The 21319-nt window shown below is 61.7% G+C and carries 20 protein-coding genes; 10 read left to right on the top strand and 10 right to left on the bottom strand.

Annotation, left to right across the window (positions count from 1 at the left end; genetic code table 11):
- Nucleotides 1-372: 372 nt before the first annotated feature.
- From BPHYT_RS20920 to BPHYT_RS20905, 4 genes are read left to right on the top strand one after another with little or no spacing between them, the layout of a single operon-like run.
- Nucleotides 373-921, top strand: a complete 549-nt coding sequence (locus BPHYT_RS20920; RefSeq protein WP_012426106.1) for a (2Fe-2S)-binding protein — start codon at nucleotides 373-375, stop codon at nucleotides 919-921.
- A gap of 11 nt (nucleotides 922-932) precedes the next feature.
- The gene (locus BPHYT_RS20915; RefSeq protein ID WP_012426105.1) at nucleotides 933-1940 is read left to right on the top strand and encodes an FAD binding domain-containing protein; all 1008 of its coding nucleotides are present in this window, start codon (nucleotides 933-935) and stop codon (nucleotides 1938-1940) included.
- A gap of 24 nt (nucleotides 1941-1964) precedes the next feature.
- The gene (locus tag BPHYT_RS20910) at nucleotides 1965-4202 is read left to right on the top strand and encodes a xanthine dehydrogenase family protein molybdopterin-binding subunit (protein ID WP_012426104.1); all 2238 of its coding nucleotides are present in this window, start codon (nucleotides 1965-1967) and stop codon (nucleotides 4200-4202) included.
- Between the two features lie 22 nt (nucleotides 4203-4224).
- The gene (locus BPHYT_RS20905; protein WP_238535796.1) at nucleotides 4225-4842 is read left to right on the top strand and encodes a lipocalin-like domain-containing protein; all 618 of its coding nucleotides are present in this window, start codon (nucleotides 4225-4227) and stop codon (nucleotides 4840-4842) included.
- Between the two features lie 386 nt (nucleotides 4843-5228).
- On the opposite strand, the gene BPHYT_RS20900 is transcribed toward BPHYT_RS20905, so the two are convergent.
- On the bottom strand, nucleotides 5229-6674 hold the full coding sequence (locus BPHYT_RS20900; protein ID WP_238535729.1) for a phytanoyl-CoA dioxygenase family protein: 1446 nt from the start codon (nucleotides 6672-6674) through the stop codon (nucleotides 5229-5231).
- A gap of 88 nt (nucleotides 6675-6762) precedes the next feature.
- A complete protein-coding gene (locus BPHYT_RS20895; RefSeq protein ID WP_041759085.1) occupies nucleotides 6763-8556 on the bottom strand; it encodes an ABC transporter transmembrane domain-containing protein in 1794 nt (597 codons plus the stop codon).
- A 345-nt stretch (nucleotides 8557-8901) separates the two neighbouring features.
- Between BPHYT_RS20895 and BPHYT_RS20890 the strand changes: the two genes are divergently transcribed.
- Nucleotides 8902-9153, top strand: a complete 252-nt coding sequence (locus BPHYT_RS20890) for a GlsB/YeaQ/YmgE family stress response membrane protein (RefSeq protein ID WP_012426100.1) — start codon at nucleotides 8902-8904, stop codon at nucleotides 9151-9153.
- Nucleotides 9154-9247: 94 nt separating this feature from the next.
- On the opposite strand, the gene BPHYT_RS20885 is transcribed toward BPHYT_RS20890, so the two are convergent.
- The 3 genes from BPHYT_RS20885 to BPHYT_RS20875 all read right to left on the bottom strand — a co-directional run bounded on the left by BPHYT_RS20885 (nucleotide 9248) and on the right by BPHYT_RS20875 (nucleotide 10927).
- Complete coding sequence (locus tag BPHYT_RS20885) at nucleotides 9248-9688, bottom strand: SET domain-containing protein (RefSeq protein WP_012426099.1); 441 nt, start codon at nucleotides 9686-9688, stop codon at nucleotides 9248-9250.
- Between the two features lie 187 nt (nucleotides 9689-9875).
- Nucleotides 9876-10421: an SRPBCC family protein gene (locus BPHYT_RS20880; protein ID WP_012426098.1), complete on the bottom strand. Its 546-nt coding sequence runs from the start codon at nucleotides 10419-10421 to the stop codon at nucleotides 9876-9878.
- A gap of 197 nt (nucleotides 10422-10618) precedes the next feature.
- A complete protein-coding gene (locus tag BPHYT_RS20875; RefSeq protein WP_049869205.1) occupies nucleotides 10619-10927 on the bottom strand; it encodes a hypothetical protein in 309 nt (102 codons plus the stop codon).
- 496 nt (nucleotides 10928-11423) lie between these two features.
- Here BPHYT_RS20875 and BPHYT_RS20870 point away from each other — a divergent pair, with 496 nt between their 5' ends.
- Nucleotides 11424-11993, top strand: a complete 570-nt coding sequence (locus BPHYT_RS20870; RefSeq protein ID WP_012426096.1) for an isochorismatase family cysteine hydrolase — start codon at nucleotides 11424-11426, stop codon at nucleotides 11991-11993.
- A 688-nt stretch (nucleotides 11994-12681) separates the two neighbouring features.
- Nucleotides 12682-13647: a D-2-hydroxyacid dehydrogenase family protein gene (locus BPHYT_RS20865; RefSeq protein ID WP_012426094.1), complete on the top strand. Its 966-nt coding sequence runs from the start codon at nucleotides 12682-12684 to the stop codon at nucleotides 13645-13647.
- Nucleotides 13648-13680: 33 nt separating this feature from the next.
- On the opposite strand, the gene BPHYT_RS20860 is transcribed toward BPHYT_RS20865, so the two are convergent.
- Both BPHYT_RS20860 and gcvA read right to left on the bottom strand, forming a co-directional pair.
- Nucleotides 13681-14004: a hypothetical protein gene (locus BPHYT_RS20860; protein ID WP_012426093.1), complete on the bottom strand. Its 324-nt coding sequence runs from the start codon at nucleotides 14002-14004 to the stop codon at nucleotides 13681-13683.
- A gap of 204 nt (nucleotides 14005-14208) precedes the next feature.
- Nucleotides 14209-15117 (bottom strand): transcriptional regulator GcvA, encoded by a 909-nt coding sequence (gene gcvA, locus BPHYT_RS20855; protein ID WP_012426092.1) that lies wholly within the window; start codon nucleotides 15115-15117, stop codon nucleotides 14209-14211.
- A 126-nt stretch (nucleotides 15118-15243) separates the two neighbouring features.
- On the opposite strand from gcvA, the gene BPHYT_RS20850 reads away from it, so the two are divergent.
- The 3 genes from BPHYT_RS20850 to BPHYT_RS20840 all read left to right on the top strand — a co-directional run bounded on the left by BPHYT_RS20850 (nucleotide 15244) and on the right by BPHYT_RS20840 (nucleotide 18313).
- Complete coding sequence (locus BPHYT_RS20850; protein ID WP_012426091.1) at nucleotides 15244-16086, top strand: DMT family transporter; 843 nt, start codon at nucleotides 15244-15246, stop codon at nucleotides 16084-16086.
- Nucleotides 16087-16437: 351 nt separating this feature from the next.
- Nucleotides 16438-17094: a peroxiredoxin gene (locus tag BPHYT_RS20845; RefSeq protein ID WP_012426090.1), complete on the top strand. Its 657-nt coding sequence runs from the start codon at nucleotides 16438-16440 to the stop codon at nucleotides 17092-17094.
- A gap of 148 nt (nucleotides 17095-17242) precedes the next feature.
- Complete coding sequence (locus BPHYT_RS20840; protein WP_041759464.1) at nucleotides 17243-18313, top strand: rhodanese-like domain-containing protein; 1071 nt, start codon at nucleotides 17243-17245, stop codon at nucleotides 18311-18313.
- Between the two features lie 97 nt (nucleotides 18314-18410).
- Here BPHYT_RS20840 and BPHYT_RS20835 read toward each other — a convergent pair whose 3' ends face one another.
- From BPHYT_RS20835 to BPHYT_RS20825, 3 genes are all read right to left on the bottom strand, one after another.
- On the bottom strand, nucleotides 18411-19427 hold the full coding sequence (locus BPHYT_RS20835; protein WP_012426088.1) for an aldo/keto reductase: 1017 nt from the start codon (nucleotides 19425-19427) through the stop codon (nucleotides 18411-18413).
- Between the two features lie 155 nt (nucleotides 19428-19582).
- On the bottom strand, nucleotides 19583-20515 hold the full coding sequence (locus tag BPHYT_RS20830; RefSeq protein ID WP_012426087.1) for an electron transfer flavoprotein subunit alpha/FixB family protein: 933 nt from the start codon (nucleotides 20513-20515) through the stop codon (nucleotides 19583-19585).
- Nucleotides 20516-20529: 14 nt separating this feature from the next.
- The gene (locus tag BPHYT_RS20825) at nucleotides 20530-21279 is read right to left on the bottom strand and encodes an electron transfer flavoprotein subunit beta/FixA family protein (protein WP_012426086.1); all 750 of its coding nucleotides are present in this window, start codon (nucleotides 21277-21279) and stop codon (nucleotides 20530-20532) included.
- Between the last annotated feature and the right edge of the window lie 40 nt (nucleotides 21280-21319).

Below are 21319 nucleotides of genomic sequence, written 5' to 3'. Positions count from 1 at the left end.
TCCGCGCATCTGTCGGCGACAGGAGCCTCTGCCGTTTTGAGGCCCTGAATATTCGAAGCTGTACCAGTTCTTTCAAAAATGGCCGGACGCTCACACGTCCGGCTTTTTTTCTTCGACATTTGCGGTAGATTGATCGCGACATTCGCGATTAGTCGAGCCGGTCAGGCGCAAATGATTTTCACGCGCGGCGCACCTGGGCATCAGACTTGCTGATCCATGACCTTGCGTGCGTGACGCGTCTTACGACGCCCGCTACCCGAATGTCCGACACCCCGGCGATTCGTTCGCCAATGGGTCCAAATCCTGCTTCAGCCCGCCGCCCGACCGCCCCTTGTCGCCGGATCGTGGCCTCTCTCGCCATGAGGAGAATGCATGATGCAACAGACCGCCTCCAAAACCCCGCAACAAAGCGCCGACCCCGACGCGGTTCGGACCACCCGTCAGCCTTCCGCGAACGCGACGATGCCAGTCGAGTTGACCGTCAACGGCAATCTCTACACGCTGTCGCTCGATCCGCGCACCACGCTGCTAGATGCGCTGCGCGAGCATCTGCACCTCACCGGCACCAAAAAGGGTTGCGACCACGGCCAATGCGGCGCGTGCACAGTGCACGTGAACGGACGGCGCGTGAATGCGTGCCTGTTGCTCGCCTGCGCGCACGCCGGCGACGAAATCACCACCATCGAAGGCATCGGTCAGCCTGAAGCGCTGCATCCGATGCAAGCCGCGTTTGTAGAATGCGACGGCTATCAGTGCGGCTACTGCACGTCGGGCCAGATCATGTCCGCGGTCGCCCTGCTCGGTGAAGCGGTCGGGCCGGACGACGCCGAAGTGCGCGAAGCGATGAGCGGCAATCTGTGCCGCTGTGGCGCCTATCAGAACATCGTCGCGGCGATCCAGCGCGTGCGCGGCCAATCCTGAGGAGTGCCATCATGGAAATCTTCCAGTTGTCGCGCGCCAACGGCGTGCGTGACGCGATCACAGCGGGCGCGACTTCCGCAACGGCCCAGCAAGGTGCACAAGTGCGCTTTCTCGCCGGCGGCACGACCTTGCTCGACCTCATGAAGCTGAACGTCGAGCAGCCGACGCAAGTCATCGACATCAGCCGGCTGCCGCTGGACCGTATCGAAGCGCTGCCCGACGGCGGCGTGAAGATCGGGGCAACGGCACGCAATGCCGACCTCGCATTGCACCCGCTGATCCGAGCACCGTACGCCGTGCTGTCGCAGGCGCTGCTCGCCGGAGCGTCGGCGCAATTGCGAAACATGGCGACGACCGGCGGCAACCTGCTGCAACGCACGCGCTGCGTCTACTTTCGCGACACCGCGATGCCGTGCAACAAGCGCGAGCCGGGCTCGGGCTGTCCTGCGATCCAGGGATTCAATCGCACGCTGGCCATTCTCGGCGCCAGCGACGCCTGCATCGCCACCAACCCGTCGGACATGAACGTCGCCTTGACCGCGCTCGACGCGACCATTCACGTCGAAGGCACGGGCGGCGCGCGCAGCATCGCGATCGACGATTTCTTCGTGTTGCCGGGCACGACGCCGCAGCGTGAGAACGTGCTCGACGCGGGCGATCTCATCACGCACGTGACACTGCCGCCGCTGCCCGCGGGCGCCCGCTCTGTTTATCTGAAACTGCGCGATCGCGCGTCGTACGAGTTCGCGCTGGCGTCGGCGGCCGTGGTCGTGACGCTCGACGGTGGCCGCATCGGGCATGTGCGCGTCGCGCTCGGCGGCGTTGGCACGCGGCCTTGGCACGCGCTCGAAGCGGAGGCCGTGCTACGCGGCGCAGCACCCGATGCCGCGACCTTCCGCAAGGCTGCGGATGCCGCGCTAGCGAATGCGAAGCCGCAAAGCCAGAACGGTTTCAAAGTCGAACTCGCGCGGCGCTGCATCGTCCATGCGCTGACCCAGGCTACCGCCGCGACGCCCTGAACCGTCCATCGAGAGGAACGCACCATGTCTACCTTGCCCGACTCCGTGCTGTCCGTGATCGGACAGCCTCAAGCGCGCGTTGACGGACCGCTGAAGGTCAGCGGTAGCGCCACCTATACTTCCGACGTGAATCTGCCCGATCTGCTGATTGCCGTGCCGGTGTGCAGCACGATCGCGAGCGGCCGGCTCGTGTCGCTCGATATCGCGGACGCCGAGGCGATGCCCGGCGTGCACGCGGTGCTGCATCGAGACAATATCGGCCGCTTCTACCGGCTCTCCGGCAACTCGATGGAGACGGGCTTCGTCGACGAAGCGCGGCCGCCTTTCGAGGACGACATCATCCGCTACTACGGCCAGTACATCGCCGTCGTGATCGCCGATACCTTTGAGGCGGCGAGCGCGGCATCGGCGGCGATCGGAGCCCGCTACGAAGTCACGCCGCACGACGTACGCGACGAACTCGAGGCCGACGACAAGCCCAAGGTCGAAAGCGAGCGCGGCGACCCGAACCGTGCGTTCGACACTGCGCCGGCAACGCTCGACGCAACTTACGTAACGCCGACGGAAACGCACAACCCGATCGAACTGCATGCAACGATCGCGGACTGGGACGGTGAGAACTACACGTTCTACGAGACCACTCAGGCCATTGCGGTCCACCTGGGCACGCTCTCGCAGATGCTCGGCGTGCCAAAGGAAAAGATTCGCGTGATCTCCCGCTATCTCGGCTCGGGTTTTGGCGGCAAGCTGTGGATGTGGCCGCACTCGCTACTCGCGGCGGCGGCGACGCGCCAGACGGGTCGTCCCGTAAAGCTGGTCGTGAGCCGCAAGATGATGTTCCAGAACGTCGGCCATCGCCCCGTCACGCAACAGCGCGTGCGGGTGTCCGCCGAACGCGACGGCAAACTCACGTCATTGCAGCATGACTACGTCAACCACACTGCGATCGCCGACGACTATCAGGAAAGCTGCGGCGAAGTCACGCCCCTCATCTATAGCACGCCGAATCTGCGCGTGACCTCGGGCGTCACGCGCCGCAACGTCGGTTCGCCGACGTCGATGCGCGGACCAGGCGCGGTGCCCGGCCTGTACGCAATCGAATCGGCGATGAACGAACTGGCGCATGTGCTGAACCTCGATCCCGTCGAGTTGAGGCTGCGCAATGAACCGCGCATCGACGAAAGCACGGGTTTGCCGTTCTCTTCACGGCATCTCACCGAATGTTTGCGCATGGGCGCCGAGCGCTTCGGATGGTCGCGGCGCACGCCGGGCGTCGGCTCGATGCAGCGCGACGGCCTGACTTTGGGCTGGGGCGTCGGCGCCTGTGTCTGGCCAGGCTTGCGCTTTTCCGCTGCGGCGGACGTCGATCTTCGAGCGGACGGCAGCGCCCGGGTGGTGTGCGGCACCCAGGACATCGGCACCGGCACGTACACGGTGCTCGCGCAACTGGTCGCCGAGGAAACCGGCATTCCGCTCGAGCGCATCGAGGTGGGTCTCGGCGATTCCGTGTTGCCTCTGGGGCCGATTTCGGGCGGCAGCGCAGCAACGGCTTCGGTGATTCCCGCCGTGCTCGATGCGGTGCGCGCGGCCACCAAGTTGTTGCTGTCGCGTGCGGCGGCCGTCGACGGATCGCCGTTCAAAGGTGCGAGTGAAGACGAACTCGCGTTCAGCGCGGGATATGTGCATCGCAAGGGCGAGACGCCTGAGCGCGGCGTGCCGTTCGGCCAGATTCTCGAGGCAGCGAAGATGCGCGCCGCTTCAGGCAGCGGCAGCGCCAAAGGCGGCTTCGACGATCCGCTCAAGAAACGCTTTTCGATCTATTCGTACGGCGCGCACTTCGCTGAAGTCACCTGGCAGCCGGAGATCGCGCGGTTGCGGGTGAGCCGCGTCGTCACGGTGATCGATGGCGGGCGCATCGTCAATCCGCGCGCCGCGCGCAACCAGATCGAAGGCGCAGTCGTGATGGGCGTCGGCATGGCGCTGTTTGAGCACACCATGTACGACAAACAGACGGGCGCGCCGATCAACAGCAACCTGGCCGATTACGTCGTCGCGACGAACGCGGACACTCCCGAACTCGACGTGACCTTTCTCGATCATCCGGACACCGTTTTCAACGAACTCGGCGCTCGCGGGATTGCGGAAATCGGGCTTGCGGGCATCGCGTCGGCGATTACCGAAGCGACCCATCATGCCACCGGCGTGCGCGTGCGGAAGCTGCCGATCATGATCGAAGATCTGCTGGCGGCGGAAATGACTTGAGGACGGATGTTCATTGGAAGTCGTGGCCGGGAAAGCTATCCTAGTAGCTTGTCTTCTGAAGGTCGAAGACGAAGCAGGCATTGCACGCCGGGAGTCGAAGGAAATGTTTCCGCCCTCGCCCGTGCCGGAGAACGCCATGACATCCTTGCACCAAACCCTGAGGGCCGCCGCGCTGGTGGCCCTCGCAATATGCCTCGCTGTCCCGGAGTCGTTTGCTCAGACGCCGCCTGGCGTGGCGGGTTCATGGTCTCTGGTTTCGCTGACCGTCTCGAGAAGTGGAAGCGACGTCGACGTGCTCGGTCCGCATCCGTCCGGGCAACTCATCTTCGGCAGCGACGGCCGCTATGTTTTACTCGGCGTTCGTGCGGACTTGCCGAAGTTCGCATCCGGTAACCGCTTATCGGGTACCTCTGAAGAGAACGAACGCATCGTGCAGGGCAACTTCGCACACTTTGGCACCTATACCGTCGATCCAGCCGGACAGGTGATTGTTTTCCGCATTCAGAAAAGTACCTTTCCAAACTGGGACGGCGATGTTCAGCAGCGCCCGTTCACACTCGATGGCGACCGGCTGACGTACGTCACGCCCGGGAGCTTCGGATATGGTGCGTCGAAAGTGGTGTGGCAGCGAATGAAGTGAGCAGCCGAACGTGGGCTGCGTGAGCTACGTGAGCCGAACGATCATGCACTGTCGTCGAAGTCGGGTGACACGGTGGTGGCTGAACACACGCCTCCGGTACGGCGTCCGCTTAAAAACGATAGTTATGCCTGGCGATGTCAGGGATTTCCATGCTCCACGATTCGTCCCTAATCCGAAAAGGCTCGATGACAGCGTATCGATGCTGGACCATGCTGGTCGGTAGCACGGAATGACCGCTCGAAGTATTCAATTTGGTCATGTTCGGGTTCTTTGCAGGAAGGCGATCCCGGACGGTCCCCGCGAGGACGCGGCGTCGCGTGGCTATCGCTTCGTCAATCCTGCGATCAGATCGTCTTTTGCACTATCGACTGAGTCTAAAGAAATCGTTAACTCGTGCCGGATTGTGGGTTGGTGGAGCAATGTCGCGCTGCGTGCTCGTTCAAGGCGAGCGTGAAGCGGGCGGGATCCCACTCCTCGTCGAGTCCGCGATGCATGAGTTCCTGCTGGCTTTCCGGCGCCAATCCGCCGATCGGCGGGTCGCGGTCGAGCTTGGTCGGGAACGGGTAGCCCTCAGCGCAGGATGCGATTGCCGCGGTGATTTCCGTGTCGCTTATCCGCCCCGACGCGCGGCGTTCACGCAGTACTGGATACAACGCCTCGCACATCCCCCTGCGGTCGAGCACTTCCATCGCCCGGCCATAAGCCGATGAGACCTGCAAGAGGTTCGCCATGCGCTGTACGTCCGCAGTGCGATTTGCGCCGGCCGCATGGAACAACGCGGGATTGAAGAACACAACGTCGCCTTTGGAGAGCGGCAGCTGGACGAAATGGTCCTCGAAATACGCCCGAAACTCGGCCCGGCGCCAGGCCAGATATCCTTCGTGATATCGCTGCGAATACGGCAGGAGCTTGGTCGGTCCACTTTCGACCGGCATGTCGCTATGCGCCACCGCGCCCTGCAGAGTTAGGAAGGGGGACATTCGATGCACGTGCGCGGGATAGCGTTCAGCCCTTTCAGCCGTCTGGAAGCCGAGGTGGTAATCGCGATGCGCCTGTTGGGCAGCGCCGCCTGGGCGAACCACGTTGACCTGCGAGGTCATCTGGTAACACGGTCCGAGCCACGCTTCCGACATAATCATCAGCATTGGATTCGAAAAGTATTCCGCGAAGACTTCAGGCGCTCGCAGGCAGAGCTTCTCCTGGGCGTTCCAGATCCGGTCATTCGCGCCTGCCTTGGCGAAGTGGTCTGCCGCACTCGAGCCTTGCTCGCGTTCACTACGAATAATGGATTCGAAGACAGCCGTTGCATCGTCGACCGGTCCGGTATCGACAAATGCCCGCCGAAGCACGAGTACCCCTGCGCCATCGTGAAGCACGCGCGCCCATTCCGCCTGCAACTGCGCTCTCTGCGATGCATCGCGTGTCATGCCATCGAGTTGGGGACAGTCGTAAATGGGAATCCGCTGCGTAATTTCCGCCGCATAGCGGGTCGGGCCGTGGTCATCATCCTCTAGCAAAGCGACGAATTCGTTTAAAGCGCAATCGCGCTCGCGGTACCAACTCTGCTCGCGCTTTTCGATACGATCGTGGCTGCGGTCCATGTCTCTCTCCTCTGTACGGCAAGGATAGTCCCATGTCGATGCGCTCGCCAGGCGTGTAATCGCGCCCTCGAAGAAACTGCCTCTGCCCAAGCCCATTCTGATGTATTGGACAAGGCATCGAATAGGCACGCGGATGATGAACAGGTCTCCGAATGGTTTGAGTTGCGAACCGATGTCAGGGTGGAAATGCCCGACGAAGACCCCGGCAACAATGCCAATCAGAATCTGCACATAAAGCGCCGTTTATTCCGGTTGAAACTGGCGCTTTGCTTTACGACCAAAAGAAGAAAGCGGGCCGCAAAGCGTGAGCCGCCCGCTGTCATTGCGCGGGCGCCGTCTGCCCCAACTGCTCGCCGAACTGCAAAGCCGCAAGCTGAGCATAAAGCGGAGAACTCAAAAGGAGTTCGGCATGACGCCCCTGCGCGACGATCCGCCCCTGCTCCAGCACGATAATCCGGTCGGCCTGTTGGACGGTCGCGAGGCGGTGTGCAATGACCAGTGTGGTGCGGTTCTGCGCGGCATTGTCCAGCGCCTTTTGCACTAGCCGTTCGCTGGCGGCATCGAGCGCACTGGTCGCTTCGTCCAGCAGCAGGATGGGCGGATTCTTCAGGATCGCGCGAGCGATCGCGATGCGCTGGCGCTGTCCGCCGGACAGCCGCACGCCGCGCTCGCCGAGAAAGGTGTCGTAGCCCTCCGGTAGTTCTTCGATAAAGCCAGCCGCAGCCGCCATGTCGGCGGCCTGTTGTACTTGCGCAAGCGTGGCTTCCGGCGCGCCGTAGCGGATGTTGTCGAGCACGCTCCCCGAAAAAATCACAGATTCTTGCAGCACCACGCCGATTTCCCTGCGCAATTCGACGAGCGGCACGTCGCGCGTCGGCACGCCGTTGATCAGAATGCGGCCGGCTTGCGGATCGTAAAAGCGCAACAGCAACTGGAACAGCGTGGTCTTGCCCGCGCCGGACGGACCGACCAGTGCCACATGTTCACCGGGGCGAACCTCGAGCGAGAGCGAGGAAAGCGCCGCGATGCCTGGGCGCGATGGATACGAGAAGCTGACATCGTCGAAGCGGATGCCCTCGCCTCGCGCAGGCAGGGCAACTGTGGTTTCGGCCTGCAGCACCGGCGAGCGCGCCGCCAGCAATTGAAGCAAACGTTCGGTGGCGCCGGCCGCGCGCTGCAGATCGCCCCATACCTCTGCAACCGCGCCCACGGCGCCGGCCGTAAACACGGCGTAGAGAATGAACTGGGACAATTGGCCCGCCGTCATCCGACCGGCCAGGACCGCCTGCGCGCCGAGCCACAGCACGAATACGATAGCGGTGAACACCAGCACGATCACCACGGCGGTCAACCAGGCGCGCGCGCGAATGCGCGTGAGCGCGGTCTCGAAGGCCGTCTCCACCGCGCCGCCATAGCGCCGCGCCTCGAATGGCTCCTGCGTATACGACTGCACGGTCGGCATGGCATTGAGCACCTCGCCCGCCAGCGCGCTCGTGTTCGCGATCTTGTCCTGGCTCGCGCGCGAGAGCCGCCGCACGCGGCGGCCGAAGATCACAATAGGTGCGATCACCACGACCAGCGTCGCGATGATGTAGCCGGACAGCACCGGGCTCGTCACCGCCAGCATCGCCACGCCGCCAGTCAACAGGAAGAAGTTGCGCAATCCCAGCGACAGGCTGGTGCCCACTACCGTCTGGATCAAAGTGGTGTCGGCGGTGAGCCGTGACAGTACCTCGCCCGTCTGCGTGGTCTCGAAGAATTGCGGGCTCATGCTCAGCACGTGATCGTAGACCGCGCGCCGCAAGTCGGCCGTGACCCGCTCACCCAGCCATGAGACGAGGTAGAAGCGCAGTGCCGTGGCGGTGGCCAGCACCAGCGACACGACAAATAGCGCGAGGAAATAGCGATCGATGTGCCCCCGGTCGCCCGAGGCAAAACCACGATCGATCAGGTATTTGAACGCCACCGGCAACACCAGCGTGGCGCTCGCCGAGGTCACCAGCGCGAAGAACGCGAGCGCCCAGCGGCCGGCATACGGGCGCAGGAAGGGAAACAGTGCGAAGAGCGGGCTGATGCGGCGTGAAGGCGGCGGCGACGTCATGGCGTCTGGCATGAGGATTCCCAAGCGGATCGAATATTCTGTCGATTGTAGGCGGCGGCTGGCAAGGCAGGCGAACGACCTTGGCGATGCATGGCCGACATTCCGGGCGACGGCGGATTCGTCAATCGACTGGGCGGCAGCGAACCTACGGGAGCAACTAAACAGTTGCATGTGGTCGCCTCGAGTCGGACAATTTTTGTTAGACCGGCGTGTTGCAGCGATGCTCGATGCGCGAACCGACGAGCATATGTCGGCCGACCGCCGCATCTAACGCGTATGCTTCGGAAAGCGTCATAGTGAAACAGTAGCCAGCAGTAAAAGAAAAAACCGTTGCACTCACACTCTTGCGAGGTCGGCATGCTTTCCTTCATTGGCACACTGATTGTAGGACTGGTCGTGGGATTGATCGCGCGGGCGGTGAAGCCCGGAGACGACCGCATGGGCCTTATTATGACCATCGTCCTCGGCATTGCCGGCTCGCTGATTGCGGGCTATGTCGGGCGCGCGCTGGGTTGGTACCAACCAGGCCAGGCTGCGGGCTGGGTCGCCTCTATAATCGGCGCGATCATCCTCCTGGTCATTTACGGATTGGTGCGCCGGCGGAGCTAGCGCGGTTGCGCGAACTTCCCGGCAGGACAGGACATGCGGCGCCTGAGATTAACGGAAGCGGACTGACTGTCCGCTACCTCATCAGCCCGTTAAATCAAGTGACGGCTGCCAGCATCGACCGACGACAGCCCACCACGGCACACCGGCAAGCGTATTGTGCTCGAACGTCCTCGTCCAAGGGATCGTCGGTCGCCAGCAGGTATTCGATAAACAGTTCTTCGCCTGCCTCGATCGGCCGGATCGTGTGAATGAAGATTCGGCCATCGTCCTCGACGGTTTCGCAGTTCGGCGCGCATGCGTGGTTCAGCCATCGCGCACTATTGCCGCCACGGCTTCCGTCAATCACGCGTCCGTCCGACAGGCCAAAAAGAAACGTGTGCCCGGCGACGCCTTCGCGCCGATGCCGGCGCACGGCTTCCCGCCAGCTCGTCAATTCGCCCCGGTATTCAAGCACGCACTCGCCCGCCGCGAGCGGCCGCATCGCGAACACACCCTTTCCGTGGACTGACGACCGCCGTACGATCACGCGCCGCATATTGTTTCCTTGACTGACTGACTGACTGACTGACGCACCAGTATACGAGCGCAAATTTGCGCTTGCATGATTTTGTGCCGGCTATCGACACTTGCAGCCATCGCGTCGCCCGACAGCAGCCACCCGAGTATCGACGAGGCACACCGGGCACGCGGTCTGCATCGGCACATTAAGACGCTGCCCCGATCTATTGCTGCGGCGACGCTTCCAGAAGGCCCTTGAGTTGAGAAACCGCCGTATCGGATTCCGATTGAATCCGCGCGCGCAGCACCAACCAGTTGAATATAGCGAACCACAACGACGGCGCGCGATAAGTGAATTCACGTTCGAAGCGAGTTCCGCTCTCGGTCAATGTCAGCGAATAAGTCACGGTGCCGGCCGGTCTGCCATCAATCGTTCCTTCTATCGACCACTTGCCCGGAGGCTCTCGCTCAGCAACTGTCCACACGACGCGGCCGCGCCTTCCCGCTACTCGGAATTCCTCCGTTACCTGCTCGCCCAGATCGAGGGGATGGTCAACCGAGCCGCTGACCGCAAGCGATGACGGATGCCAGGCGGGCCAGTGAGCCGGGGTCGTGACATAGCCGAATACGACAGTGGGAGAGCGTTGAATCGACGCGACCGTCACGATGCGCGTGTCGAGCGCGATTCGCTGCGGCAATGGGACAAAGAGCAACGCGATGAAAACGAGCACAGCCAATATCGCCGTGAGGAACCGTGTACGGTTTTTCATAACGCTTGATACTCTGCGTGCTCCAGACGAAGTTATTCTACTGCGGAGCGGTGAGTCACGCGGATCGAGTGCGAGCGTTGTCGTCCTGCATCAGCGGATGACGTGCTGTCCGGCAGCGCGATGATCGAGTGCAGGGACTGGGCTCCGATAGATCTCCGTGGCCACGGTTGCACATCGGCGCTCCGCGAACAAGCACATCAACCACCGTGATACATCGGATTGATGCTATCGCCCGGGGCACGCCGACCGGATTGCGACTTACCCGATTCGCTACCGCCAACGCCGCTATGGTTCACGTCAACCACGCCACCGTGGCCTTCTGCCGCCGCCTTCGCCTGAGCGGTTTGACCGCGATGCGCTACTGACGTAGCGACGTCGTTTCGATAGGAGGACGTCTGGTCGTCACCACCCGCGAATGCGGGATCTGTTAGCAATGCGATGCTTGCGACTAACACAGCGGCAATAGATCTCACGTACATGGTGACTCCCATAAGCTTGTCGAACATTCAACGGCACCCGCATCAAGTCCATTGCGGCGCGCGCGATGCTCAACGCCGATGGCGTCGACGTGCAGGAGTTTTCCGCGCGCGAACAAAGTGGCTCAAACGAACAACGAGTTTCCCGGCATTCGGGCAACGCATGCCGATGCCGCGGCGATAGCGTTAAACCGTCCGTCGTTGTGCCCACAGTTTTCAATGCACGGGTTGTGCCAATGCTTGCTCGCTCATCTTCCGAGCGACCGCAACTAGCTGAAAATAAACGACCTCGATCTCGACCACGAGAGCCTTTACAGTCGAGTTGAGGAGCCATGACGTCTGGTCATAGGCAACGTTTCCTGAGCTGCTGTGTGTGGTCACCCAACATATCGAGCAACTGAGTCGGAACTCAAATACTCATTAGTTTGCGCGCCCCGCGATCACCATCGGTCATGGTGGTCGTGCTAGAGTCGAGCAACTTTCTTTATCGCATCGCCCTTATTCCGCCACGGCGCAAAACGTGAACATGCAGATTCCAGCGATCGTTCCTGAACAAACCGCTCTGGTGGTCATGCATTATCAGACGGACATCATGCGGTTATTTCCATCGGTCGCACCTGCTCTGCTCGCCAACACGCGCAAGCTGTGCGACGCCGCGCGGGCCAAAGGAGTCGGCGTTTATTTCGCAAGGATTCACTTTAGTCCAGGCTATCCGGAAGTCAGCCCGTTAAACAGAAACGGGCAGGGAATCAAGCAACTGGGTCTTTTCGTCGACGACGAGATCGCGCCGGAACTCGGCCAGCGGGCCACCGAACCGCTCATCATCGCGCATCGCGCCAGCGTGTTCTTTGGCACCGATCTGCAGGCGCGGCTTTCCGCGCAGGGGATCGATACGCTAATCATGGTGGGCATAGCGTCGACCGGCGTCGTGCTGTCGTCGGTAGCGTACGCAAGCGACGCGGACTTCCGCTTGTTCACTGTGAAGGATTGCTGCTACGACCCGGATCAGGTCGTGCACGATCATCTATTTTCAACGGCGTTCGATTCGCGCACCACGGTGCTCTCGCTCGTTGATGCCTTGTCGTTGCTTGCGTAGCACATGCTGGCATTTTTTCGGCTGTCGCTGCCAAGCAGCGGCTCTACTCCGCTGCATGGTGTTCACGTCGAACTTCGACGTTCAAGAAAACAGCGGTAAAGATTCAACTGCCGTTTGGCGCTGGCGCCGCGAAGCCGCTGGTCGGCAGGTTCGTGCAGGAACGTATTCGCCGACGGAGCCGAGGCGCTTGTTGAGATCCGACAGTGCTTTGCAGACGGACGTGCGATCGGGCATTGCGACCAATGCCGCCTCGAGCCGGTTCAGAAGTTCCGGCAGACTCGATTCCCCAGTCATCTTTCCTGCGAACTTCCGCTTCCGCATAAGACCGCTCCCTGATTCGACAGACGCTGCGCGCACAGTGCCTCATGCTACCAGGTCGACAGGGACGCGTCCAGGCAAGTTCGGGAGACCGACCTCGCAAAAGCGGAGACGTCCTAGGCAACAACCGAGGCCGAATAGAACAGCGGCCTGCCGATGTTCGCGAATAGTTTCCCGCGCTGACTTGTCCGTCATTTGCATCTGGACCGATTATGATAGCGACGGACGACATCGTATTTATCGCCTGAGGTGGCTCGGGGAACGGCTGTGGCCCGTCTCGCTGAATCACTCCGCAAGCTGGACAACCAGGTCATGATTTCGGCGCGCGTACCAACGCGCCCCCAGTCGATCATGCCTCACAGGAATAACCATGAACGACAAATCCCTCATCAAGGTAGCGGTCCTCGACGACTATCAGAACGTCGCGCTGAGCATGGCTGACTGGTCGCCACTCACGAACCGTGCTGAAGTGACAGTGTTCAACGATCACGTCGCCGATATCGGGAACCTCATCCAGCGCCTGCAGCCATTCGACGTCATCTGCGCGATGCGGGAACGCACACCGTTGCCCCGCGAGGTCATCGAAAGCCTGCCGAATCTGAAGCTGATTGCCTCGACCGGCGCAGGGAATACGTCGATCGATCAGGATGCGGCGGCCGAACGCGGCATCGAAATTCGTCACACCGGCTATTCGTCCACGCCGACGATCGAGATGACGTGGGCGCTGATTCTCGCGATGGCCCGCAATATTCCGCTCGAGAATCAGTCGGTGCGGCAAGGAGGCTGGCAACTTTCGCTTGGCGATGAACTCGCGGGCAAGACGCTCGGATTGCTCGGCCTTGGCCGCGTCGGTTCGGCTGTCGGCATCATCGGGCGGGCATTCAGAATGAACGTTGTCGCGTGGAGCCAGAACCTTACCGAGGAACGCGCCGCCGAAAAAGGCGTGCAGCGAGTCAGCAAGGACGAGTTGTTCTCAACAGCGGATTTCCTGTCGATCCACGTGCGGCTTGGCGAGCGAACCACCGGGTTGGTCGGTGCAGCGGAATTCGCACAGATGAAACCCACGAGCCGGCTGATCAATACGTCGAGAGGTCCGATCGTCGACTCCGCCGCGCTGCTTACCGCGCTCACAACCGGCCAGATTACCGGCGCCGCGCTGGATGTGTACGACGTCGAACCGCTCGACAACCCGCACCCTCTGCGCGAATTGCCCAACGTGCTCGCAACGCCTCATATCGGCTACGTATCGAAGGAGTTGTATCGCACCTTCTACGGCGATACGGTGCGCAACATCGTTCAATGGCTCGATGAAAGCGGCGGTTCCGCGCGCGGCTAGCGAAGGAAACGATCTCCGCAGGCTTTAGCCCGATCAGCCCTGTATCGACGCAGGGTTCAATTCGATATGCAGGACGACGAGCCACCGCTTCGGGCAGTCGTCCGCGATCTGCACGCCCTGCGTGTCTTCACCGCTCTTCTTCACAAAGCCCTTCTCGCGCGCGAAACCGAATGCGCGCCGCGCATCGGCCTGCAGCCATAACGTCACCATCCCGCACGTCACACAGCTGAAAATCCAAACCGCTTGATGCGGCGGCGCGGAATCGAGTTGCTGCACGAAATACGTGAAAATAGTCGTCAGCGCCTGGTTCGTGACGAAGGCAATGGCCACGACCTTGCACAGACCCCTGAACATCATCGCAGGTCCCGACGGCGTCATGGAAGTCAGACGCCGAGCTCGACGGTCACGCGACGCTTCGTTTGCTTGAATCCCATATCGACTCCAGTAGATCGCTTCGTTTCTTCACAGCGCGAAGCGAGTCACCCACTATACGAAGTCCGTGATAAAGAACGCGCAACGATTGCCGGCAATGCCGTAAAGATTGCGTGAAATGGCCCGCGTCTAAAGGGCCGTCTGCGCCTGTGAGTGCATAGCTTCGCGTTCGAGCCATGCGCGGAACAGCAGGACCAGTTCGTCCGCCGACTTCGCATCCGGAACGTAAGTGCAATAGCTCCGCGACGGCAAACGAGGACCGGCGAACGGCGCGACAAGCCGGCCGGACGCGAGATCGTCGGCGACCAGGGCGGTCGGTCCCATCGCAATGCCTATTCCGTCGATGGCCGCTTGCAACGTCAGAAAGAAGTGATCGAAGCTCAGCGCGGCGGCTGGCCTGAGTGCCGGAATCTCCGCGCTGGCCAGCCAGTCCGGCCAAACCCGCGGCAGACTCGACGTATGCAGCAACGTGTGCTGCCGCATATCGTCCGGCGTTCGAAGCGGCAGGCGCTGCAACAGCGCCGGACTACAAACGGGAATTCGCTCCTCGGACAGGAATGGCCGCATCGAGTAGCCATAGAAGGTGTCCGGACCGCCCCGGACGATCACGTCGTAGGTCTCCTTCAGACTCTCCAACGACTCGTTCGACGTCTGCACATTGACGTTCACATCGGGATGCGCGGCGCGGAATGTCGCCAGTCTCGGCACCAGCCAGCGCAATGTGAAGGTCGCGGGCGCGTTCACGGATAGTGTCCGGGAAAGCGTGTCAGGGAATCCGTATCGGGCCGTGGCCCGTGCGAGTTCCTCGAACAAAGGACCGATTTCCGCCAGATAAGTCTTAGCTGCCGTCGTCAGCGCGACGCGCCGGTTGTGCCGTTCGAACAACGATGCGCCGAGCCACTCTTCGAGCGCACGCACGTGCTGGCTTACCGCACCGTGAGTCACGTGTAATTCAGCGGCGGCTTCCTTGAAGCTGCCGAGACGGCCCGCGGCTTCGAAGGCGCGCAAGGCATTGAGCGGTGGCAGGGCCCGTTTCATTCAGAATAGTTTATCTAACGTGAAGCCTCAATTTAACTGGTTTGTCGGCCTCCTACAAGATAGATATCTTCCTTACTGCGCCGCTGATTCCGGCTCCCTCGCACTCTTTTCGGGTCTTGAACCTGCATGCTCAGTTACACCGGCGGTCTCGTCCTCGTTGCCGCTCTGCTCCACGCAAGCTGGAACGCGATGCTGCACGGCAACCGCGACCGCTTCCTGTCCATGACGTGGATGAGCATCGCCATCGCGGCGGTCGCCACGCTCGCGATCCTGTTCACGCCTCTGCCCGCCAGCGCGGCCTGGCCGTACCTCGCCGCATCGGGCCTCGTGCATATCGTCTACAACGTCAGCCTCGTGCGGGCCTATCGCCGCGGCGATCTGGCGCAGGCGTACCCGATCGCGCGCGGCTCGTCGCCGCTGCTCGTCACGCTCGGCGCGGCGCTCTTCGCGCATGAGGCGATCGGCCCCTTGCACGCGCTCGGGATCGCGATGATCTCAGGCGGCATCATCGCGCTCGCGCTGCAAGGCGGGCGCGTGTCGCGCGTGGGTGCACTGGCCGCGCTGGCGACCGGTGCGTCGATCGCGCTCTATACCGTGATCGACGGTATCGGCGTGCGTTTATCCGGCGGCGAGGCGCTCGCTTACACCGCCTGGATGTTCCTGTTCTATTGGCTGATGCCGGTGCTGTTCGTCGCGATGCGCGGGCTCGCGGCGTTGTGGACGCCGATACGGGCGGCGCCCATCGCCGTCGCGTCGTCGCTCGCCGGCGGCATGGTGTCGATCGCGGCGTATGGCATCGTGATCTGGGCGATGCAGTCGGGCGCGATGGGTACGGTATCCGCGTTGCGCGAGACCAGCGTGGTGTTCGCCGTGCTGATCGGGCGCGTGATCTTGCGGGAAGCGGTAAGCGCGAGGCGCTGGCTCGCGTGCGTGGTCGTCGCGGCCGGGGCGGTGTGTTTGGGGCTTTGACCAGACAAGATCCCACCGGTGCAAATTGAAGCGCAAGGCTCCTTTCTTCGGAGTACAAGCAACTTCGCTGCCACGACGGCGGAATCACCCTACAGTCTGCCAACTGCGAAAGTCTTTTTTGTTCTACGCTATAGGTGCGGCCCGCAGCACGTCCGAAAGTCTGTCCCGCATCACGACTATCCGGGAAAGCCTCAGATTCCGCTGCACTCCGTAGATAGACGATATTCCGGCGCGGTACGGTGCAACCGGCCGGAGCCAGCCCTATCGCCACTCAACACTCCGGCAGCCCGGCGGACCTCGCTCCGGCCGTGGCACTCGAACCTTGGTGCACCCAATCTATGGAGACTAAAGATGTCTATTCGATTAGGAGAAGACGCTCCCGATTTCACCGCGGAAACCACCGAAGGGACGATCCATTTTCACGAATGGATCGGCGACCATTGGGCAGTCCTGTTTTCGCATCCGAAGGACTTCACTCCCGTTTGCACCACGGAACTCGGATACCTGGCGGGCCTCAAGCCGGAATTCGACAAGCGCAACACGAAAATTATCGGGCTCAGCGTCGATCCGGTCAGCGACCACACGGAGTGGGTCAAAGATATCGCCGAGACTCAGGGTCACGCAATCAATTACCCGCTAATCGGCGACTCGGACCTGAAGGTCGCGAAGCTCTATGACATGATCCACCCCGAAGCTAGCGGCGGCGGGCCGCGCACTGCGGTCGACAACGCAACGGTGCGCTCGGTGTTTCTCATCGGCCCGGACAAGAAGGTCAAAGCCATGCTTGTCTATCCGATGAGCGCGGGCCGCAATTTCGACGAAGTACTGCGCCTGCTCGATGCGCTGCAACTCAACGCGAAACACACGGTGGCGACACCGGTAAACTGGAAACCGGGTGAAGACGTCATCATTCCGACATCCGTTTCCAACGATGCCGCAACGCAAAAATATCCGCAGGGTTTCAAAACCGTAAAGCCTTATCTGCGGTACGTTGCGCAACCGAAGTAACGCGCGCGAAGCGAGTCCGGGTGCATTCGTGCGCCCGGACCTCTGAACGGGGCAGCGCTCGATTGGACTGCCTGTAGGGTAATCGGCGGCACCGCATGAGCCACCATCTTCAAGCGCTCGCAGAAGCGGGCCACGGAGCGAAATCGTGTTGATCTTCCGGCAGCTATTCGATCAGCAATCGTCGACCTACACCTATCTTCTTGCCGATAGCACGACGCGAGAGGCGGTACTGATCGATCCGGTATTCGAACAGGTGCGCCGGGACGCCGCCCTGATCGAAGAACTCGGCTTGCATCTGCTTTATACGATCGACACCCACGTCCATGCCGATCACGTGACCGGTGCATGGATGCTGAATCGCCGCATAGGCAGCCGCATTGCGATATCGGCTGCAAGCGGCGCCGAAGGCGCGGACCGCTATCTGAGCCACGGCGACAAAGTCGAGTTCGGCACGAGATATCTGACGGTACGCGCGACACCGGGTCATACCGATGGATGCATCACGCTCGTACTCGACAACGAGACCATGGCGTTCACCGGCGATTGCCTGTTGATCCGAGGCACGGGCCGCACGGATTTCCAGCGCGGCGACGCGCACACCATGTTTCGCGCCGTGCATGGCCAGATTTTCACGCTGCCCACCGCGTGCCTGCTCTACCCGGCTCACGACTATCGCGGCCTGACGGTGACGAGCGTGGGCGAGGAGCGGCGCTTCAATCCGCGCCTTGGCGGTGAGCTGTGTGAAGAGGATTTCACCGGATACATGACGAACCTGCACCTGCCGCATCCGAAGCAGATCGACGTAGCGGTGCCCGCGAATCTGAAATGCGGACTGGCGGCGAGCGTCCCCACGCAGATGACCGAGCCCGATTGGGCGCCGCTGACCTGCAGCTTTGCGGGCATTTGGGAAATCAACGCGCAGTGGCTCGAGGAAAATCTGCGCGCGGTCGAAATCGTCGATGTGCGGGAACCTGAAGAATTCAACGGACCGTTGGGACGCATTCCCGCAGCCAGGCTCATTTCATTGGGCGAACTGGCCGGGCGTACCGCGGAACTTACGAAGGACCGTCCGATTGTGACGGTTTGCCGGGCCGGCGGACGCTCGGCACAAGCCACGGTCATGCTGCGCCAGGCCGGATTCGAACGGGTGGCCAACCTTCCCGGCGGCATGCTGCGCTGGCGTGCGGAAGGCCGCGTCGTTGAAAACGGCAGCGTGTAGCGGTGTTGTCGATGCGTGCTTTCAATGCCGGCGACACGGCAGGCCGATAGCCTGCCGTGTCGTCCATGGCTGCCCGGTGATGGGCGAGAAAGACTGTCTAGCGAGGCGTCGGCGAGTCCTCGCGAATCAGTCCGCGGCGCTTCAATTCGGCCCAGAATTCCGCCGGAATGTCGGCCCGGAAAGTTTGCAGGTTGTCTTCAAGTTGCGCGACGCTGCGCACGCCAGGGATATTCGTCGGAATAGCCGGGTGACCGAGCACGAATTGCAGGGAGGCGGCTTTGAGCGGCACCGAGAAGTCGCGGCACACCTGCTCGATCTTGCGCACACGTTCCAGAATTGCTTCCGGCGCGGGCGCATAGTTGTATTTTGCGCCGGGCACGGCGCCCGTGGCGAGAATGCCGCTGTTGTAACCGCCGCCGAGAACCACCGACACCTGACGCTCCTCGCACAGCGGCAGGAAGCCGTCGAGCGCGTCCTGCTCCAGCAATGTGTAGCGGCCGGCCAGCAACAGGCAGTCAAAGTCGCTGCGCCGGATCGCTTCATGCGCGACCTGCCACTCGTTCACGCCCACACCCACGGCCTTGACGACACCCTCGTCGCGCAGCTTGAGCAGCGCCTTAGCCGCGCCGTTCATGGCGGCCTCGAACACCTGCGGCTGGCCATCGCCATGCGTGAACAGGTCGATGTCGTGAATCAAGGCGATATCGATATGCTCCAGCGCCATGCGCTGCAGGCTGTCCTCGATCGAACGCATCACGCCGTCGTAGCTGTAGTCGAAACGCATGTCGAACGGCAGCCCGTCGACCCACGGTGTGAAGTTGATTTCAGCGCGCTTGCGCGGCTTGAGCAAACGCCCCACTTTGGTCGACAGCACGAACTGGTCGCGCGGATACCAGCGCAGAGCCTGCCCGCAGCGCGCTTCGCTCAAACCGTGGCCGTACATGGGCGCGGTGTCGAAGTAACGCACCCCCGCGTCCCACGCGGCTTTGATAAGCGCCGCCGAATCCTCTTCGCTGATCGGCCTGAAGATATTGCCGATCGGTGCAGCGCCGAAACCCATCAGCGTCGTTTCGAGTCCCGAACGCGGCCATTTACGCTTTGCCACCGGATCCATCTTTGTCTCCTGTCAGGGTGTTGAGCGGTTCGTTCCGCCCACTTTGATTTGTCATGCCAATAGTTTAACGCCAGCGTATGTGGCGTCGCAGCCAGGACGACGCCGACGGTGACGATCTAGATTTTGCGCGGCCTGATCTCAGGGTGTGAAATGCTTTAGACCGACGTGGTCAGGTCCGGGACCGCGTCGAAAAGATCGCCGACGAGGCCGTAATCGGCGACGCTGAAAATCGGCGCTTCTTCGTCTTTATTAATCGCGACGATCACCTTGCTGTCTTTCATGCCGGCCAGATGCTGGATCGCGCCCGAGATGCCGACTGCGATATACAGCTGCGGTGCGACGATCTTGCCGGTCTGGCCCACTTGATAGTCGTTCGGTACGAAGCCTGCGTCGACTGCGGCACGCGAAGCGCCGAGCGCGGCGTTCAGTTTGTCCGCCAGCGGTTCGAGAACCTTGGTGTAGTTCTCGCCGTTGCCGAGACCGCGGCCACCCGAGACGATCACCTTCGCTGAGGTCAGTTCCGGACGGTCCAGCTTCGTCACTTCGCGGCTCACGAATGACGAGATGCCGCTGTCCGCTGCCGCTTCGATTTTCTCGACCGTCGCGCTGCCGCCTTCGGCTGCGACTGCATCGAAACCGGTCGTGCGAACCGTGATGACCTTGATCGGATCAGCCGACTGCACCGTTGCGATTGCGTTGCCGGCGTAGATCGGACGTTCAAAGGTATCAGCCGAATCCACTGCCGTGATATCGCTGATCTGCGCAACGTCGAGCTTCGCTGCGATACGCGGCGTGATGTTCTTGCCGTAAGCCGTCGCCGGCGCGAGGATATGCGTGTAATCCTTCGCGATATTCAGCACCGTTGCTTCGACGTTTTCCGCGAGGCCTGCTTCGAGTTGCGGCGCGTCGGCCAGCAGCACTTTGCTAACGCCTGCAATCTTTGCTGCCGCATCCGCCGCGGCTTGCGCGTTGTGACCCGCCACCAGCACGTGAATATCGCCGCCAATCTTCTGCGCGGCGGCAACCGTGTTCAGCGTCGCGGCCTTGATCGACGCGTTGTCGTGTTCTGCTATTACAAGATTCGTCATTTGCTCTGTCTCCCTCACAGCACCTTGGCTTCGGTCTTTAGCTTCTCGACCAGCGTCTTCACATCCGGCACCTTCACACCGGCGGAGCGCTTGGGCGGCTCGACGACCTTCAGCGTTGTCAGGCGCGGCGTGACATCAACGCCCAGATCTTCAGGCTTGAGGACTTCCAGCGGCTTCTTCTTCGCCTTCATGATGTTCGGCAGCGTGACATAGCGCGGCTCGTTCAGGCGCAGGTCGGTCGTGACGACGGCGGGCAGCTTTAAAGACAGCGTTTCCGCGCCACCGTCCACTTCACGCGAAACGGTTGCCTTGCCGTCAGCGACGACAACCTTCGATGCGAACGTCGCTTGCGGCAGACCAGCCAGCGCAGCGAGCATCTGACCAGTCTGGTTCGAATCGTCGTCGATAGCCTGCTTGCCGAGAATGACAAGCGAAGGCTGTTCCTTGTCGACCAGTGCCTTCAGCAGCTTGGCCACCGCCAGCGGCTGCAGTTCTTGCGAAGACTCGATCAGGATCGCGCGATCGGCACCGATGGCCAGTGCCGTACGCAGCGTTTCCTGCGACTGCGTGACACCCGCCGACACGGCGATCACTTCCGTCGCCACGCCCGCTTCCTTCAGACGCACGGCCTCTTCAACCGCGATTTCATCGAACGGATTCATCGACATTTTCACGTTCGCGATGTCGACGCCCGTGCCGTCCGACTTGACTCGAACCTTCACGTTGTAATCCACCACTCGCTTAACCGCTACCAGAACTTTCATCTAAACCCACTCCATCACAGTCCAAAGACTTCCACATCGA

The organism is Paraburkholderia phytofirmans PsJN (assembly GCF_000020125.1).
Taxonomy (GTDB): domain Bacteria; phylum Pseudomonadota; class Gammaproteobacteria; order Burkholderiales; family Burkholderiaceae; genus Paraburkholderia; species Paraburkholderia phytofirmans.
Note: the sequence above shows the minus strand (reverse complement) of the source record. Positions and strands in the feature narration are given on the sequence as shown.

Excerpts from the sequence above, each read along its gene's own strand:
- BPHYT_RS20895 (WP_041759085.1), bottom strand. The coding sequence starts at position 8,556 with ATGCCAGACGCCATGACGTCGCCGCCGCCTTCACGCCGCATCAGCCCG.
- BPHYT_RS20865 (WP_012426094.1), top strand. The coding sequence starts at position 12,682 with ATGAACGACAAATCCCTCATCAAGGTAGCGGTCCTCGACGACTATCAG.
- BPHYT_RS20835 (WP_012426088.1), bottom strand. The coding sequence starts at position 19,427 with ATGGATCCGGTGGCAAAGCGTAAATGGCCGCGTTCGGGACTCGAAACG.
- BPHYT_RS20825 (WP_012426086.1), bottom strand. The coding sequence starts at position 21,279 with ATGAAAGTTCTGGTAGCGGTTAAGCGAGTGGTGGATTACAACGTGAAG.
- BPHYT_RS20830 (WP_012426087.1), bottom strand. The coding sequence starts at position 20,515 with ATGACGAATCTTGTAATAGCAGAACACGACAACGCGTCGATCAAGGCC.
- BPHYT_RS20850 (WP_012426091.1), top strand. The coding sequence starts at position 15,244 with ATGCTCAGTTACACCGGCGGTCTCGTCCTCGTTGCCGCTCTGCTCCAC.
- BPHYT_RS20845 (WP_012426090.1), top strand. The coding sequence starts at position 16,438 with ATGTCTATTCGATTAGGAGAAGACGCTCCCGATTTCACCGCGGAAACC.
- BPHYT_RS20910 (WP_012426104.1), top strand. The coding sequence starts at position 1,965 with ATGTCTACCTTGCCCGACTCCGTGCTGTCCGTGATCGGACAGCCTCAA.
- gcvA (WP_012426092.1), bottom strand. The coding sequence starts at position 15,117 with ATGAAACGGGCCCTGCCACCGCTCAATGCCTTGCGCGCCTTCGAAGCC.
- BPHYT_RS20920 (WP_012426106.1), top strand. The coding sequence starts at position 373 with ATGATGCAACAGACCGCCTCCAAAACCCCGCAACAAAGCGCCGACCCC.
- BPHYT_RS20875 (WP_049869205.1), bottom strand. The coding sequence starts at position 10,927 with ATGTTCGACAAGCTTATGGGAGTCACCATGTACGTGAGATCTATTGCC.
- BPHYT_RS20885 (WP_012426099.1), bottom strand. The coding sequence starts at position 9,688 with ATGCGGCGCGTGATCGTACGGCGGTCGTCAGTCCACGGAAAGGGTGTG.
- BPHYT_RS20915 (WP_012426105.1), top strand. The coding sequence starts at position 933 with ATGGAAATCTTCCAGTTGTCGCGCGCCAACGGCGTGCGTGACGCGATC.
- BPHYT_RS20880 (WP_012426098.1), bottom strand. The coding sequence starts at position 10,421 with ATGAAAAACCGTACACGGTTCCTCACGGCGATATTGGCTGTGCTCGTT.
- BPHYT_RS20890 (WP_012426100.1), top strand. The coding sequence starts at position 8,902 with ATGCTTTCCTTCATTGGCACACTGATTGTAGGACTGGTCGTGGGATTG.
- BPHYT_RS20860 (WP_012426093.1), bottom strand. The coding sequence starts at position 14,004 with ATGATGTTCAGGGGTCTGTGCAAGGTCGTGGCCATTGCCTTCGTCACG.
- BPHYT_RS20870 (WP_012426096.1), top strand. The coding sequence starts at position 11,424 with ATGCAGATTCCAGCGATCGTTCCTGAACAAACCGCTCTGGTGGTCATG.